This is a genomic window from Acidovorax carolinensis, assembly GCF_002157145.1.
GTDB classification, from domain to species: domain Bacteria; phylum Pseudomonadota; class Gammaproteobacteria; order Burkholderiales; family Burkholderiaceae_C; genus Acidovorax; species Acidovorax carolinensis.
In genome coordinates, this window is the sequence record NZ_CP021361.1 from 2,761,778 (window position 1) to 2,778,372 (window position 16,595).

Genomic DNA, 16,595 nt, shown 5'->3' on the forward strand with positions numbered 1-16,595 from the left:
CTCAGGGCAGGCAGTTACCAGGCGGGGCCTCGTGGTCAGGCGTAAACCAGCGTGCCTTCGTCTTCACCCATAACTACCCGCTTCAGGGCTCCATGCTTGATGATGGAAAACACACGCACAGGCAACTTCTGGTCACGGCACAGGGCAAAGGCCGTCGCATCCATGATGCCCAGGTTGCGCGACATCGCCTCGTCAAAACTGAGTTTCGTGTAGCGTGTCGCCGTGGGATCCTTATGGGGGTCTGCAGTATAAACGCCGTCCACCTTGGTGGCCTTGAGAACAACCTCTGCACCAATCTCGGCCCCGCGAAGGGCCGCTGCCGTATCGGTGGTGAAGAACGGGTTACCCGTTCCGGCCGCAAACACAACGACCTTGCCCTCTTCCAGATACTGCAGCGCCTTGGGGCGCACATAGGGCTCGACGACCTGCTCGATGGCAATGGCAGACATCACACGGGCCACCAGGCCCTGCTTGTCCATGGCATCTGCCAGGGCCAGCGCGTTCATCACGGTAGCCAACATGCCCATGTAGTCGGCGGTGGCGCGGTCCATGCCGACCGAGCCTCCCGCCACGCCACGAAAAATATTGCCCCCCCGATCACCACCGCCACCTGGACGCCCAGACGGGTCACCTCGGCGATCTCCTCCACCATGCGGACGATGGTGGCGCGGTTGATACCGAAGGCATCATCCCCCATCAACGCCTCACCAGACAGCTTGAGCAGGATGCGCTTGTGGGCTGGTGCAGCGTGGGTCATGGGAAATTTCTCCGGTGATGGTGTCGGGGCTTGGGGGTTGCGGAAACGATCAGGCAGCAGCCTTGGCAGCAGCTACCTGGGCGGCCACTTCGGCTGCAAAATCGTCAATTTTCTTCTCGATGCCTTCGCCCACCACGTAGAGCGTGAAGCCCTTGATCGTGGTGTTGGTGGCCTTGAGCATCTGCTCGACGGTCTGCTTGCCGTCCGCAGCCTTCACGAAGACCTGATTGAACAGCGAGACTTCCTTGAGGAACTTCTGCACGCCGCCTTCGATGCGCTTGGCAACGATTTCATCGGACTGCACGGGCTTGCCTTCGGCAGTGGCCTTGGCAGCGTCTTCAGCTGCCTTGGCAGCCGCCACCGAGCGCTCTTTTTCGATCAGGTCGGCAGGCACTTCAGCACTGGTCAGGGCGACGGGCTTCATGGCAGCGATATGCATTGCCACGTCCTTGGCCGCGACTTCGTCGCCGTCGAACTCGACGACCACGCCAATGCGCGAGCCGTGCAGGTAGGAGGCCAGCTTGCTGCTGCCGCCAAAGTACTTGAAGCGGCGGAACGACATGTTCTCGCCGATCTTGCCGATCAGGCCCTTGCGCACTTCTTCCAGCGTGGGCCGAAGCTGTCTTGCTCGTAAGGCAGCGCACCCAGGGCAGCCACGTCGGCGGGTTGTGCTTGGCAACCAGTTCGGCAGCTGCCTTGGCCAAGGCCATGAAGCTGTCGTTCTTGCTCACGAAGTCGGTTTCGCTGTTGACTTCCACCAGGGCGCCCTTGGTGCCGTCGATGTAGCTCGCCACCACGCCTTCAGCGGTGATGCGCGATGCAGCCTTGCCGGCCTTGGTGCCGAGCTTGACGCGCAGCAACTCTTCCGCCTTGACCATGTCGCCGTCGGCTTCGGTCAATGCCTTCTTGCATTCCATCATGGGAGCGTCAGTCTTGCCGCGCAGTTCGGCGACCATGCTTGCGGTAATTGCAGCCATCTTTATTCCTTCAATATTCAGTTCAGTCAATTCAGATTCGGGCTAAAAAAAAGGGGGCTCACCAGGGGCCCCGCTTTTATCCGCGATACATCGCGCAGCCGGGACTTCAGGCAGCGGACTCTTGCACTTCCACAAACTCGTCGCTGCCTTCAGGAGCCACCGCCTTGACCACATCGTTCAAGGCGTTTGCACGGCCTTCGATAATCGCATCGGCGATGCCACGGGCGTACAGCGTCACGGCCTTGGCCGAGTCATCGTTGCCAGGGATCACGTAGTCGATGCCTTCAGGCGAGTGGTTGGTATCGACCACACCAATCAGCGGTATGCCCAGCTTCTTGGCTTCGGCCACGGCAATCTTGTGGAAGCCCACGTCGATGATGAAGATGGCGTCGGGCAGGGCAGCCATGTCCTGGATGCCGCCGATGTCCTTTTCGAGCTTGGCGATTTCGCGGCTGAACGTCAGCTGCTCTTTCTTGCTCAGGCTGTCGAGGCCGGTTTCGAGCTGGGCCTTCATGTCCTTCAGGCGCTTGATCGAGGTCTTGACGGTCTTGAAGTTGGTCAGCATGCCGCCCAGCCAGCGCTGGTCGACGAAAGGCACACCAGCGCGCAGCGCTTCGGTGGACAGGATTTCGCGGGCCTGGCGCTTCGTGCCGACCATCAGGATGGTGCCGCGGTTGGCCGCCAGTTGCTTGGCGAACTTCTGGGCTTCCTGGAACAGTGGCAGCGACTTTTCCAGGTTGATGATGTGAATCTTGTTGCGATGACCGAAGATGTAGGGGGCCATCTTGGGGTTCCAGAAGCGGGTTTGGTGACCGAAGTGGACACCGGCTTCCAGCATTTCGCGCATGGTAACGGACATAAAAATACTCCAAAGGTTGGGTCTAAAATCCAGCCCCAATACTTGCGCCGCCGTGATTTGCACGAAGGCGCAACACCTTGACAGGGCTGGTTTGCGATTAGTCTTGCCGCCTTCGCCGCGCATACACACACCACCGAAGGCATTGCACACGCTGCTACTCTCAGCAAAACCCAAAGATTCTAGCACAGCCATGCTTTTTGACCTTACCGCCACCCGCCAGCGCCTGCAGACCGGCACCAGCACCGCCTCCGCCGAACTGGAGCAGTGCCTGGAGGTGGCGCAGTCTGCCGCCTGCGACCGCGCCTTTGTGCGCCTCATGCCCGAGGCGGCGCGCACCGCGGTGGAGCAAAGCGATCTCACCCGGCTACCGCTGGCCGGGCTCGCGGTATCGGTCAAGGACCTTTTTGACATCGCAGGCCAGCCCACCACCGCGGGCTCCACGGCGCTGGCCGATGCAGCGCCAGCGCTGCAGGACTGCCCCGCCGTGGCCCGCCTGCGGTCGGCCGGGGCACGGTCATCGGTCACACGAACATGGTGGAATTCGCCTTTTCGGGGGTCGGCGTGAACCCGCATTTCGGCACACCCGCAGCCTGGGACGGGCGTTTTGGCGCGCTGCCGGCGTGCCACGCATTCCCGGCGGCTCCTCGTCGGGTGCGGCCGTTTCCGTGGCCACCGGTGCGGCGTTTGTGGGGCTGGGGTCGGACACGGGTGGCTCCATCCGCATCCCAGCCGCGCTCAATGGCATTGTGGGCTTCAAGAGCACGGCCCGCCTCGTCCCCACGACGGGCGCCATTCCGCTGTCCACCACGCTGGACACGGCCTGCGCCATGACGCGCAGCGTGCGCGACGCCATCGTGGTGCACGAGATGCTGGCAGCCAGGCGCATCACGCGCAGCTCCGCGCCGCTGCGCCTGTGGCGCCTGGCGGTGCCCTCCACCACCTTCCTCGACGAACTCGATGCCACCGTGGCCCGGGCATTCGCCCGCACGCTGGACACCTTGCGCCATGCCGGCGCGCAGATCGAGGAAATCGCCCTGCCTCTCACGACGGAACTCGCGCCCATGCAGGCCAGCGGCAGTCTTTCGGCAGCGGAAAGCCACGCCTGGCACCGCCCCCTGCTGGCCAAGCGCGCAGCGCACTACGATCCGCGGGTGCGCAGCCGCATCGAGCGCGGCGCCACCATGGTGGCCGCTGACTACATTGATCTGCTGCACGCTCGACAGCACTGGATCGCCCGCATGGAAGCCACACTGGCCCCCTACGACGCCCTGCTCTCACCCACGGTGCCACTGGTGGCGCCGCCGATCGCCGATGTGGCGCCCGGCGCCGAGCGCGATGCGGAGTTCTTTCGCGTCAACGCCTTGCTGCTGCGCAACACCAGCGTAGTGAACATGCTCGATGGCTGCGCCCTGTCGATGCCTTGCCACTTGGCCGGGGAACTCCCGGTTGGTCTGATGGTCTGGCACGGTGCCCTGCACGACGATGCGGTGCTCAACGTGGGATTGCAGATCGAGCAGACACTACAAAAATAATAGCTATTAGCGCTTTACCATCAAGCGCTAGACGCCAAAATCACTCTAATTCATGAAGATCGCCATCGTGGGCGCCGGCATTGTCGGCGTGTCCACCGCATACGAGCTGGCCCGCGACGGCCACGAGGTCACCGTGCTGGAACAGCGCAGCGCTGCCGCCGAAGAAGCGAGCTTTGCCAACGCCGGTCTGCTATCGCCGCACCTGCTCACTCCCTGGGCGACGCCTGGCCTGGGCGCGCCGCTAAAGCTCATGGGCCGGCGCGCCACGCTGCGGCTGACCCAAGGAGTCAACGGGGCCGACCTGGCATGGTTGTGGCGCTGGCGGCGTGCGGCACGGCGCGGTGCGCAGGCCGCGCAGCTCTCGGCGCTGGAGGGACTGGCCCGCTACAGCCAGCAGCGCCTGCAGCAAATCGCAACTGAGCACGAGCTGGACTTTGAAAGCAACCAGGGCCGGCTCATTTTGCTGCGCACCCCGCAAGATCAGGCCCGGTGGCAACCCGCCCTGCAGGTGTTGCGCGACGCTGGCGTTGCGCTGCGCGAGGTGGATGCCGAGGCCGCGCGCCAGATCGAGCCCGGCCTGTGCCCCGAAACCCCGCTGGCGGGTGCGCTGCACCTGCCCGACGCTAGGGCAGGCAACTGCCGGCTGTTTGCACAACTGCTGCGCCAAGGCACCCAGGCCGGCGGCGTGCAGTTTACTTTTGGCACCCGCGTGACCCGGCTGGCATCCCAGCCTATGGGCGTGCAGGTGCATGGCGAAAGCGTTACGCGGCCCTTTGACGCCGTCGTGCTGTGCGCTGGCATGGCATCGGCTGCCCTGCTGCGCCCGCTGGGCTTGCGCCTGCCGCTGGCGGCGGTGCATGGCTATTCAATCAGCGCGCCGCTGCGCGAGGCGCTGCACGCACCGGTGGCCAGCGTGGTGGACAGCCAGCACCGGATCACCATCACCCGCCTGGGCCAGCGCGTGCGCATTGCTGGCGGCGCCGAGCTGGGCGGGCAAGATGCGAAGCACCATGCCCCCACGTTGCAGCAGCTCTACCGAACCATGAATGAATGGTTCCCCGGTGGCGCACTGCTGTCCTCCGGGTTGCAGGTGTGGCGCGGCGCACGCCCCACTCTGCCCGACGGCGCGCCCGTGGTGGGCGCCAGCGGCGTGCATGGCCTGTGGCTCAACACCGGGCATGGCGCGGGCGGATGGGCACTCGCCAGCGGCTGCGCCCGCGCCGTGGCAGACCTGATTGGCCAGCGCAGCCCCGATGTCAGCCTGGACGGGCTGGGGATTCAGCGCTTCTGAACCACCACAAAAAAAGGGGCCTGCGGCCCCTTTTTTTCGAACAGACCAATTCGCCCTACTTCGCCGTAGGCATCACGAACTCGGCCCCTTTGGGCGTGCTCTCGGGCCAGCGCTGCATGATGCTTTTTTGCTTGGTGTAGAAACGCACGCCTTCTTCGCCATAAGCGTGCATATCGCCAAACAGGCTGCGCTTCCAGCCACCAAAGCCATGCCAGGCCATGGGCACGGGAATCGGCACATTGATGCCGACCATGCCCGCCTGGATGCGGCGGCCGAACTCGCGGGCCACGTTGCCGTCTCGCGTGAAGCAGGCTACGCCGTTGCCGAATTCATGGTCGTTGACCAGCTGCACGGCCTCGGCAAAATCCTTGGCACGCACCACCGCCAGCACGGGGCCGAAGATCTCTTCCTTGTAGATGCGCATGGCGGGCGTGACATGATCGAACAGCGTGCCGCCCAGCCAAAAACCGCCTTCGCAGCCCTCGCCCGCCTGCTTGCCGTCAAAGCCACGGCCATCCACCAGCAGCTGTGCGCCTTCCTTCACGCCCAGGTCGATGTAGCCCGAGATGCGCTCGTGTGCCGCGCGGGTCACGATGGGGCCCATCTCGGCGGCCAGGTTGGTGCCGTTGAGCACCTTGAGTGCCCGGGTACGCTCGATGAGCTTGGGCACCAGCTTGTCGGCGGCATCGCCCACCAGCACGGCCACGCTGATGGCCATGCAGCGCTCGCCGGCCGAGCCATAGCCCGCGCCAATCAGCGCGTCCACCGCCTGGTCGATGTCGGCGTCGGGCATCACGACCATATGATTCTTGGCGCCGCCCAGGGCCTGCACGCGCTTGCCATGGCGGGCCCCGGTTTCGTAGATGTAGTTGGCGATGGGGGTCGAACCCACAAAGCTCACCGCCTTGACATCCGGATGCTCGATGAGCGCGTCCACCGCCTCCTTGTCGCCTTGCACCACGTTGAAAACGCCGTCGGGCAACCCTGCCTGCTTGAACAGGTCGGCCATCAGCAGCGAGGCCGTGGGATCGGTCGGACTGGGCTTGAGCACAAAGGTGTTGCCCGCGGCAATGGCCACCGGGAACATCCACATCGGCACCATGACCGGAAAGTTGAATGGCGTGATGCCCGCCACCACGCCCAGGGGCTGGCGCAGCGTCCAGTTGTCGATGCCCGTGCTGACCTGGTCGGTGAAATCGCCCTTGAGCAGCTGCGGAATGCCACAGGCAAATTCGATGATGTCGATGCCACGCGCCACCTCGCCCTGCGCGTCGGTGAACACCTTGCCATGCTCGGCCGTGATGGCATGGGCCAGCGCATCCTTGTGCTGGTTGACCAGCTCCAGAAACCTGAACAGCACGCGGGCGCGGCGGATGGGTGGCGTATCCGCCCAGGCCGGGAAGGCCGCCTGCGCCGCAGCGACTGCCGCATCCACGTCGGCGCGGTTGGCCAGCGCCACGCGGCCCGTCACGGCGCCCGTGGCGGGATTGGTCACGTCTTGGCTACGGCTGCTGGTGCCGGCGGCGCGCTGGCCCTGGATGTAGTGGCCAATGGGGGTCGGCTGGGTGGCGGTGGTCATGCAAACCTCTTAAAAAATCAGTGGAAAGTGGCCTGCAGTCTAGAAGCCGCACCCCGCCTCGCCAAGACCGCTAGCGTGAATTGATTGTTCAGCATGATGAACAATAACGCCATGAAATCGACAAGCCACACCAACCCCGAAGCCCTCTGGTCCCACCTGCACTGGCTGGTGGTGCTGGGCGAACAAGGCAGCTACACCGGCGCGGCGGCGCGCCTGGGCGTGAGCAAGGCGGCCATGAGCCAGCACATTGCCGAGCTGGAACGCGCCGCGGGGGTGCCGCTGGTGCGGCGCACCACGCGCAGCGTGGGCCTGACCGAGGCGGGGCGGCAACTGGTGGACGACACGCGCGACGCCTTCGGGCGCATTGCCGAAAGCTTTGCCAGTGTGCGCGACCGCGCTGGCGTGCCCCACGGCCGCCTGCGCGTGACCGCCCCCGTGGCGCTGGCACGCCAGCAACTGGTGCCCCGGCTGCCGGCCTTCTTGCGCGCCTACCCGGAGGTACGGCTGGAGCTGGACCTGTCGGACAAGCTGCGCTCGCTCACCCTGGAAGGCCTGGATCTGGCCATTCGCCACACTGCCGTGGCGCCAGACACCCACGTGGCCTGGCTGCTGTGCACCACGCAATCCGTGCTGGTGGCCAACCGCGCCTACCTGCGCCGCACCGGCACACCCAAGACGCCCGACGATCTGCGCCAGCATGACTGCCTGCACTACCCCCGCACCCAGGAGGCCCCGGCATGGACCTTCGAACCCGTGGTGCCGGGCAACTCCCCGCGCCTGACCGTGCCCGTGACCGGCCCGCTGGCCGCCAACAACAGCGAGGCCCTGCGCGATGCGGCGCTGGCGGGCCTGGGCATTGCGCTGGTGCCCGACTTCAGCGCGCAGGCGGCGCTGCAGGCGGGCAAGCTCGTCGCGGTGCTGCCGGATTGGCGGCCCGTGGGCACCTTCAGCGAGACCATCCATGCAATCCGCCCCTATTCAGCCCATGTGCCGCGCGCGGTGGCGGTGTTCGTGGAATGGCTGCGCGAGGCGTTTGCGCCCGGCTTCAGGGCCTGACGCAATAATGAATCGCCACTGCTTTGTGACTGAAGGCTTTCCATAGAAAACACAGCCATGCACCCCATCACCCCCAGCAGCCCCACCCCCTGTTCAACACCGCAGCCACCCGGCGCATGGAGCAGCAGGCTGCATCAGCCCTGCCGCCGCACACCCTCATGCAGCGCGCCGGCCTGTCGGTGGCCCGGCTGGCGCAGGCGCTGGCCCCCATGCCCGCACCGTGTGGATTGCCTGCGGCCCGGGCAACAACGGTGGCGATGGGCTGGAGGCAGCCATGCACCTGCAGCGCGAAGGACGGCGGGTGGTAGTGACCTGGCTCGGCACTCCGGAGCACGCGCCCGCTGACGCCCGCCAGTCATGGCAGCGCGCACTGGCTGCGGGTGTGACCTGGGCCGATGAAGCGCCCCCGGACATGACCGCCGCAGACCTGTGCATCGATGCCCTGCTGGGGATTGGCATCGCGTCCACCGCCCCAGCCCGGGCGCCCGACCACCGGCTGCTGGCCGCGCTGGCGGCCCTGCAGAACAGCCCGGCCTCGGTGCTGGCCGTCGACCTGCCCTCGGGCCTGGATGCGGACACGGGCCAGTTCGCCCCAGGCTTTGCGTTGCCGGCCCCGCACGCATCCCGCCGCCCTCTCGCACCGCGCCACACGCTCAGCCTGCTCACGCTCAAGCCCGGCCTCTTGACCGCCGCGGGGCGCGACGCGGCCGGCAGCGTTTGGCTGGATGACCTGGGGGTCACTTCGCAGCCAGAGCCCCCCAGCGCGTGGCTGGCCGGCCCCGTCCTGCCCGCACCGCGCAGCCACGCCAGCCACAAGGGCAGCTATGGTGACGTGGCGGTTGTCGGCGGCGAAGGCCTGGCGGCGCGCGGCCTGGGCATGACGGGCGCCGCGCTGCTGGCCGCATCCGCCGCATTGCACGCCGGCGCGGGCCGGGTGCTGGTGGCCTTGCTCGACGATGGTCAGATGGCGCTGGACGCGGCGCAGCCCGAACTGATGTTTCGCCACTTTGAGGCATTGGCACTGGAACAGCTCACGGTGGTGTGCGGCTGCGGCGGCGGCGAGGCCGTGCGCGCGGTGCTGCCCGCCGTGCTGGCACGCGCAGCCCGGCTGGTGCTCGACGCTGATGCGCTCAACGCCATATCCTCCGATGCTGCGCTGCGCGCCGGGGTGGTGGCCCGCGCCGGGCGGGGGCTGCCCACGGTGCTGACACCCCACCCGCTCGAAGCGGCCCGGCTGCTGGGCATGTCCGCCGCCGAGGTGCAGGCCCACCGGCTGAACGCAGCACAGCAACTGGCAGAGCAGTTCCACTGCGTGGCCGTGCTCAAGGGCTCGGGCACCGTCACTGCGGCACCGGGGCTCCCTCCAACCATCAACCCCACCGGCAATGCATGGCTCGCCACGGCAGGCACCGGTGACGTGCTGGCGGGCATGGTGGGTGCGCACCTGGCCGCCGGTGCCACAGCGCAGCGTGCCGCATCCGAAGCGGTGTACCAGCACGGCCTTGCCGCTGACCGCTGGCCTGCGGCAAGGCCGCTGACAGCCAGCGCCCTGGCGCGCCACACTACCGGAGGTTGAGCATAAAAAAGGCTGCTAGCGCTTATCTATAAAGCGCTAGCAGCTATCATAAAAATAGCAAACCAAACACCGCTGCCGCGCGGTGGGCTGCCTTGCTTTCAACTGCGGCGTGGCTTGCGGCCCTTGCTTTTGCCGGCATTGCCGTTGGTGGCGGACTTCTTGGCCGTTGACTTTGCCTTGGCCGGAGAGCGCGCGGCCTGCTCCCGCGTCATCGAGGCGCGCTCGGTGGCAGACATCTCGGGCGCCGGTGCACGCTGGCGGCCCGCCGAGCGCCCACCCGCCTTGCGCGCGCCATCCGATTGCGGAGCCACGCCCTTGTCCTTGAGGGCACGACCCAGCAGTTCCTCGCCCTCGCGGATCAGGCGGAAGTCGATCTTGCGCCCGTCCAGATCCACGCGGCTGACCTGCACGCGCACCCGCGTGCCAATCGAATACCGGATGCCCGTGCGTTCGCCACGCAACTCCTGGCGCGCTTCGTCGAACTTGAAGTATTCGCCGCCCAGCTCGGTGATGTGCACCAGGCCTTCCACATACATGGCATCCAGCGTCACGAAGATGCCAAAGCTCGTGGCCGCGCTGACCACGCCGCTGTATTCCTCGCCCAGGTGCTCGCGCATGTACTTGCACTTGAGCCAGGCCTCGACATCACGGCTGGCCTCGTCGGCGCGGCGCTCATTGGCGCTGCAGTGCAGGCCCGCGGCCTCCCAGGCCTGCGTATCGCGGCTGGGAGGTGCCACATCCTGGCGCGGCTTGGTGCCCGGCGCGGCCACGCGGGCCGCCAGGCGCTTGGCCAGCTTGGCATGCGCCTCGCCCGGGGTGGGCAGCGACGGCAGCTTGTACTTGCTCTTGCCCAGAATGGCCTTGATGACACGGTGCACCAGCAGATCCGGATAGCGCCGGATGGGGCTGGTGAAGTGCGTGTAGGCATCGAATGCCAGGCCAAAGTGACCGCTGTTGACCGGCGTGTAGATGGCCTGCTGCATGGAGCGCAGCAGCATGGTATGGATCTGCTGCGCGTCGGGCCGGTCTTTGGTGGCCTCGGCAATCGCCTGAAACTCCGACGGATGGGGGTTGTCGCCAATCGTCATGCCCACCGCCATGGCCTTGAGGTAGCCGCGCAGGATTTCCTGCTTCTCGGGCGTGGGGCCTTCGTGCACACGAAACAGGCCCGGCTGGCCGCCCTGCGCAATGAAGTCGGCGCTGCACACGTTGGCCGCCAGCATGGCTTCTTCAATCAGCTTGTGGGCATCGTTGCGGGTGCGCGGCACGATCTTTTCGATGCGGCCGTTCTCGTCGCAGATGATCTGCGTCTCGGTGGTTTCAAAGTCCACCGCTCCGCGTTCACGCCGTGCCACGAGCAGCGCACGGTACACGTCGTGAAGATTGATCAGGTCCTTGACCCGGTCCTTGCGTTTGCTGGCCTCGGGGCCACGGGTGTTCGCCAGAATGGCCGCCACCTCGGTGTAGGTGAAGCGGGCCTGGCTGTACATCACGGCTGGATAGAACTGGTAGGCCTGCACCTCACCCTTGGCGGTGACCAGCATGTCGCACACCATGCACAGGCGCTCCACCTCGGGGTTGAGCGAGCACAGACCATTGCTCAGCTTCTCGGGCAGCATGGGGATCACGCGACGCGGGAAATACACGCTGGTGGCGCGGTCGTAGGCGTCGATGTCGATGGCGCTGCCGGTCTCCACATAGTGACTCACGTCGGCAATGGCCACCAGCAGGCGCCAGCCCTTGCTGCGACCCACCTTGGCAGGCTCGCAATAGACGGCGTCGTCGAAGTCGCGCGCGTCTTCGCCATCGATGGTGACCAGGGGCACATCGGTCAGGTCGACGCGGTGCCGCTTGTCCTGCGTGCGCACCTTGTCGGGCAGCTCTTTCGCCTGCGCCAGGCATTCGGCCGAGAATTCGTGCGGAACGCCATATTTGCGCACCGCAATTTCGATCTCCATACCCGGGTCGTCCACCTCGCCAAGCACCTCGGTGATGCGCCCGACGGGCTGGCCAAACAGCGCGGGGGCTCGGTCAACTCGACCACCACCACCTGCCCCGGCTTGGCTGCGCCGGTGGCGCCCTTGGGGATCAACACATCCTGCCCGTAGCGCTTGTCCTCGGGGGCCACCAGCCAGACGCCGCTTTCCTGCAGCAGCCGGCCGATCAGCGGTTGCGGCGGGCGTTCAATGATTTCCACCACGCGCCCCTCGGGTCGGCCGCGACGGTCCTGGCGCACGATGCGCACGCGCACGCGGTCCTTGTGCAGCACGGCGCGCATTTCATTGGGGGGGATGTAGATGTCGCCTTCGCCATCATCGCGAATGACGAATCCATGGCCGTCACGGTGCCCCTGAACGCTGCCTTCAATCTCGTCCGACAGATGCGCAGCGGGCGCGTCGGGGGTGTTTTTTTTGATATACAATCTTAGACTTTCCTGAAATGCCCAGGTGGCGGAATTGGTAGACGCACTAGTTTCAGGTACTAGCGAGTAACATCGTGGAGGTTCGAGTCCTCTCCTGGGCACCAAGTTTAACGAGAACCGGTTACGGTTTTCCAACTATTCAAGCCACTGCACCCGCAGTGGCTTTTTTATTTTCCGCAGCCGAAATGCACCCACTGCCGGAGCGTGGCCGATCGCAACGCGAAATGCAAAAATCTTCGCACCAAGGCCTGCGGCCTCAAAAAGATGCTCTATAATTTGAATCTTTCCTGAAATGCCCAGGTGGCGGAATTGGTAGACGCACTAGTTTCAGGTACTAGCGAGTAACATCGTGGAGGTTCGAGTCCTCTCCTGGGCACCAAAATATTAAAAAGCCGTTGCAATCGCAACGGCTTTTTTGTTTTTCGCAACGGAGATCTGCAACCAACCGAGGCCCTCCCTCTTCCGGCAGCAGAACTCAAAGATCGGGAATCAGGCGCTTGCCCAGACTGAGGGCATCGTCCCTGGCGTAGCCCAGCTTTTCATAGAACGCCACTACCTTCACATTGCTGGTGCGCACCAGCACATTGATCTTGGGGCAGCCCATGGCCAGCAATTGCTGCTCAACCCGCGTCATCAAGCTGCGGCCAATGGCAAGCTGCTGGTGCCCCGGCGCCACAGCCAGGTAATACACCGAGCCGCGATGGCCGTCATACCCGGCCATCGCGGTTCCGACGAGCACTTCCACTCCATCCCCTCCCGGTACCAGCGCCACCAGAAAAAGCCCGGGCTGGACTGTCTGCTTGCGCGCGATGTCCTTGTGGGGGTCGTTCCAGGGGCGCAGCAGACCACAATCACGCCAGAGCGCCACCGCAGCCTCCTCGTCCTTCATGTCAAAAGGACGTATCACCAGGGCGGCGGTCATCCGGTCACTTGCGCAGCAGGGTTTTCAGCACGTTCTGCAGACGACGCGCGCTGGCCGCGTCACTGGCGCTGGCCAGCACACGCGCCGTGTCCTGCCCCCAGGTCTGGGCGGGTGCAGGATCGTTGCGGCGCGTGAGCAGCTGCAATTGCAGCATGCGCCGAGCGGCGATATGTTCTGCGGGGGTTGGCACCTCGGCGGCCATTTCCAGCCGTAGCAAGGCTTCGGCAGCATCGCCTGCAGCGGGGGCGGACAGCGCCTGCGACCAGGCACCACGCACGGCGGCCGTCACCCTGCCACCCAGCTCCTGCGTACCCGGCAGCAGCGCCGCATCACGCTTTTCCCACGCTGTCAGCAACTGGGTGAGCGCTTCGCCATGGGCCTGCGCAGCCAGCTTCTTGAGTGCGAGCTGTGCGTGTTCCATGGCATCGCGCTGGGCACGGAAAGCCGTATCCCCCAGGCGCGGGCCCCGGTCTTCGTAAGCGGGACGATCACCGAAGCGGCCGCCACGATCATTGCGATCGCCAAAATGGCTGTCTGCGCGCGGGCCCCGGCTGGCATCGCGATCACCCCGGCCATCGCGGCGCTCGCCCGGCCGCCCGCCACGACCTGGCGCTGCGGGCGCATCTTTCTTCATGCCGGGGCGGTCATCGCCGCGCACCGCCACCACAGGGCGCGCGGGCGGCTTGGGCGCGACCGGTACAGGCGCAGGCGCTTCTTCTGCCCCGCCGATTGCGGCTTCTGATGCTACATTTTCTGTAGCTTCTTGCGCCGACGAAACGGGCGCTTCAAGCTGATTTTGTGTTGCATCTTTCTGCGCCGAGGCAACAGCCTGCGCCGCCTGGGCCTGCCCGTGCAGCGCGGCCTCCAGCGCCTGCATGGCGCTGCGGATCTGCTGCGCGTCGCCCGTGGCATTGGCTGCTTCCAGCGCCTTGGAGGCTTCCAGCACCACCCGGTCGCGGGCGCTCAGTTCGGTCACGGCCCTATCGCGGTCGGCCGACTTGCGGTTGAAGGCCTCGTCAATCGGCTTGCGGAAGGCATCCCACAGTTTTTGCTCATGCTTGCGATCGAGCGGCACAGCCTGCGCCTCGGCCTGCCAGCGTTGCTGCAAGGCCTTCACGGCATCGATGCGCAGCGTGGGTGCAGCGCCCAGCGCCACGGCCTCGTCAATCATGGCGTGGCGACGGGCCAGGCTCTCTTTCTGTGCGCTCTCTAGTGGCGCAGCGGCAGCGGCAATGGCCTGTTTCCACAGTGGCTGCAGTTCGGCAAAGATCTTTTCGCCCACATGGCCGCCCTCACGCCAACGGTCGCCAAACTGGTGCAATGCACGGTTGATGGCCTTCCAGTCGCCCGAGGCGGCATGCTCCTGTGCCCACGCCTTGACCTCTTCGATCAGTGCCACACGCTGGGCCTTGTGCTCGGCAGCTTCGGTACGGATTTTGTCGAGCCAGGCTTCGACCACCTTGTGCGCGGCGTTGCACGCCTCATCAAACTTTTTCCACAACGCATGGTTGGGCGCACCGCCCTGATCCGACTGCTTCCACTGCTCGCGCAACTGGCGCAGAGATTCCTGCATCTTGCGGCCACCCAGGGCCTGGCCATCGGGACGATGGAGCAGCCCCTCGGCCTTGGCGACCAGGTCTTCGCGCACCTGGTCTGCACTCCAACGCTGCCAGCCTTCGAGCTCGCCAGCAGCCACCAGCGCGGCGTGCACCTGGTGCTCCAGAGGAGTATCGATGTGCTTGCCATGCACCTTCAGCACCGCACGCAGCGCAGCAGCAGCACCTGCGCTGGCCTTGCCGTGACCTTCGGCGGTTTCCTTTTCCAGCGTCGCCAAGGCATCGCGCACGATCTGCGCGGCTTTTTCAACGACCTCCGGAGCGACTTTAGGTTTGACTGCGCGGGCGGGCTTGGCAGCGGCGGCGGCTGCCTCGGTCGGCAACCCCCGCGCGGCACGCAACTCATCGGCCCAGACGGGCACTGGAGGCAGCGGCGCTGCGGCGTCTTCGGCAGCGGCAGCGGCTTGCGCCACGGCGGGCTGGAAGGCGTCCCACACCACCAGCAGCTGCGTGCGCGATGCCTCCAGCAGTGGCGGAAAGCGTGCCTCGACGCTAGCCCAGCTGGCGTCGCCCGTCAGCTCCTGAGCCTGCTCCTGCCAGCGGGCGACGTCGGCACGCAGCAATTCGCGCGCAGCATGGGCATCCTTCCAGGGCTTGGTGGAAAGCACCTCAATACGCTGGGCCAGCAGCACGGCGGCTTCCCGCTGCACCTGAACACGGTGCTGCAGGTCTTCGATCACCTTCACCCGGTCGGCCACCTGCACCTTGAGCAGCGACAGGGGTTCGCGCGACAGGGGTGCACCTGCCTTGGCCGCATCACGCTGCCATGCCAGGGCATCGGCAATGTTGAGCTTGGGTGCCGCCAGCAATGCCTGGGCCTTTTCGGCCCATTCGGCCGCAATGGCCTCCTGGCCCTTGGCACGGCGGATTTCATCCAGCCGTTCACGCACCGCGCGTGCGGCGCCCTTGTCACGCCCGCTCAGCTCCTTGAATACCTCCTGCAGTTGCTCGGGCGCCGGCTGGGACGCGAGCCAGTCACGAATTCTGGAAGCCCGCTCACTCGATGTGGCGGCCGAAAAAGCGCCACCAGTCAGCGCGTCCAGCGGATGCGACTCTTGGGTTTTGGCCGGGGCCGGATTCACTTCAGGTGCGTCGGACATTTTGCTGCGAGAAAAAAAAGGAAACATGGATCCAATGGATAACGAGGACCGCGCAAGCTGCTTTGGGAAGCTGGCTGCTGCGGCGACAGGCAATGCGCGCCTGCGGACGAAACTGCTATTTTCACCGGGTTCCAGCAAAAGACCACGCCGCGGTCTTGGCCACACATCAGGAAATGATCTGGCGCAAACCGGTCAGGCCGGCTGACGCTGGCAGGTCGATTGATGGGCTCCGCCCCTGGCGCAACGAAGCACGCCATGGAGAATCACCCCCATTATCTATATATATCTGCAACAGTCGAAGGGACCCAGGTCCCAAGTGAACCCTCAACTTCCGGGGCCGCGTACTGCACCAACAAGAAAGCCCGGTAAACAGGCCTCATGGTCTGCCTACCGGGCTTGACGGCTGACGCAACGGTCTTTGCCATCGTTTCGCAACCTGGAGAAGAAGATCCACGTTGCGAGGAGACAAGGGATTGCCTCCAAGGTTTGCCATAAAAGCTGCATCTGCTGCATCGGGGCACTGCATGCCTTCGGTGGGAGACTTTGCTTGGTCTGGCGATGCCTGCAACAGGCAGGCGATACAACCTTACCAAATACGCGGCGCCGGCTCAAGCCGCATCTTTAATGGGACAGGCAACCACGATTGAATTTGCCACACTGGCGTCACACAACGACCTGCTGGCGCTCCGCGGTTTTTCCTAAAACGCGTAATTTACTGAGGTTTTTTACAGCTTTTTCATAACAATTAAATATATCAAGTTAATTTGTTAGTATTGACTTGGCATTAAGTGAACTTCTAGAATCCGCCAGCCCCCAAACAGGCTAGTAAAAACCCCACCCGCTGCCGAACCCGGCTAAGTCAATTCCTCGCTCCGAGTTATGAACGGAGCACGAAATTGATGGCGTAC

At 65.1% G+C, this 16,595-nt stretch carries 6 protein-coding genes, 2 tRNA genes and 5 pseudogenes; 6 read left to right on the forward strand and 7 right to left on the reverse strand.

Annotated features, from left to right (window positions below; all coding sequences use genetic code 11):
• Positions 1-35: 35 nt before the first annotated feature.
• From pyrH to rpsB, 3 genes and pseudogenes are all read right to left on the reverse strand, one after another.
• Positions 36-757, reverse strand: a pseudogene (gene pyrH / locus CBP34_RS12940) (UMP kinase).
• A 49-nt stretch (positions 758-806) separates the two neighbouring features.
• Positions 807-1,734: pseudogene (gene tsf / locus CBP34_RS12945) on the reverse strand (translation elongation factor Ts).
• A gap of 106 nt (positions 1,735-1,840) precedes the next feature.
• Positions 1,841-2,593, reverse strand: coding sequence for a 30S ribosomal protein S2 (gene rpsB, locus CBP34_RS12950; protein ID WP_094098274.1), 753 nt, complete (start codon positions 2,591-2,593; stop codon positions 1,841-1,843).
• 190 nt (positions 2,594-2,783) lie between these two features.
• On the opposite strand from rpsB, the pseudogene CBP34_RS12955 reads away from it, so the two are divergent.
• Both CBP34_RS12955 and CBP34_RS12960 read left to right on the forward strand, forming a co-directional pair.
• Positions 2,784-4,125 (forward strand): annotated as a pseudogene (locus CBP34_RS12955) (amidase).
• A gap of 52 nt (positions 4,126-4,177) precedes the next feature.
• The gene (locus CBP34_RS12960) at positions 4,178-5,416 is read left to right on the forward strand and encodes an FAD-dependent oxidoreductase (protein ID WP_094098275.1); all 1,239 of its coding nucleotides are present in this window, start codon (positions 4,178-4,180) and stop codon (positions 5,414-5,416) included.
• 55 nt (positions 5,417-5,471) lie between these two features.
• Here CBP34_RS12960 and CBP34_RS12965 read toward each other — a convergent pair whose 3' ends face one another.
• On the reverse strand, positions 5,472-6,995 hold the full coding sequence (locus tag CBP34_RS12965; RefSeq protein ID WP_094098276.1) for a CoA-acylating methylmalonate-semialdehyde dehydrogenase: 1,524 nt from the start codon (positions 6,993-6,995) through the stop codon (positions 5,472-5,474).
• A 111-nt stretch (positions 6,996-7,106) separates the two neighbouring features.
• Between CBP34_RS12965 and CBP34_RS12970 the strand changes: the two genes are divergently transcribed.
• A complete protein-coding gene (locus CBP34_RS12970) occupies positions 7,107-8,051 on the forward strand; it encodes a LysR substrate-binding domain-containing protein (protein WP_236748421.1) in 945 nt (314 codons plus the stop codon).
• Between the two features lie 116 nt (positions 8,052-8,167).
• Positions 8,168-9,627 (forward strand): annotated as a pseudogene (locus CBP34_RS12975) (NAD(P)H-hydrate dehydratase).
• A gap of 98 nt (positions 9,628-9,725) precedes the next feature.
• Here the strand turns inward: CBP34_RS12975 and rnr are convergent.
• Positions 9,726-12,049, reverse strand: a pseudogene (rnr, locus tag CBP34_RS12980) (ribonuclease R).
• Between the two features lie 19 nt (positions 12,050-12,068).
• Here rnr and CBP34_RS12985 point away from each other — a divergent pair.
• Positions 12,069-12,153 (forward strand) — tRNA-Leu (locus CBP34_RS12985).
• Between the two features lie 190 nt (positions 12,154-12,343).
• Positions 12,344-12,428, forward strand: a tRNA-Leu gene (locus CBP34_RS12990).
• 96 nt (positions 12,429-12,524) lie between these two features.
• Here CBP34_RS12990 and CBP34_RS12995 read toward each other — a convergent pair.
• Complete coding sequence (locus CBP34_RS12995) at positions 12,525-12,971, reverse strand: GNAT family acetyltransferase (protein ID WP_094098277.1); 447 nt, start codon at positions 12,969-12,971, stop codon at positions 12,525-12,527.
• 4 nt (positions 12,972-12,975) lie between these two features.
• Complete coding sequence (locus CBP34_RS13000) at positions 12,976-15,714, reverse strand: DUF349 domain-containing protein (RefSeq protein ID WP_094098278.1); 2,739 nt, start codon at positions 15,712-15,714, stop codon at positions 12,976-12,978.
• Between the last annotated feature and the right edge of the window lie 881 nt (positions 15,715-16,595).

Excerpts from the sequence above, each read along its gene's own strand:
- rpsB (WP_094098274.1), bottom strand. The coding sequence starts at position 2,593 with ATGTCCGTTACCATGCGCGAAATGCTGGAAGCCGGTGTCCACTTCGGT.
- CBP34_RS12960 (WP_094098275.1), top strand. The coding sequence starts at position 4,178 with ATGAAGATCGCCATCGTGGGCGCCGGCATTGTCGGCGTGTCCACCGCA.
- CBP34_RS12965 (WP_094098276.1), bottom strand. The coding sequence starts at position 6,995 with ATGACCACCGCCACCCAGCCGACCCCCATTGGCCACTACATCCAGGGC.
- CBP34_RS12970 (WP_236748421.1), top strand. The coding sequence starts at position 7,107 with ATGAAATCGACAAGCCACACCAACCCCGAAGCCCTCTGGTCCCACCTG.
- CBP34_RS12995 (WP_094098277.1), bottom strand. The coding sequence starts at position 12,971 with ATGACCGCCGCCCTGGTGATACGTCCTTTTGACATGAAGGACGAGGAG.
- CBP34_RS13000 (WP_094098278.1), bottom strand. The coding sequence starts at position 15,714 with ATGTTTCCTTTTTTTTCTCGCAGCAAAATGTCCGACGCACCTGAAGTG.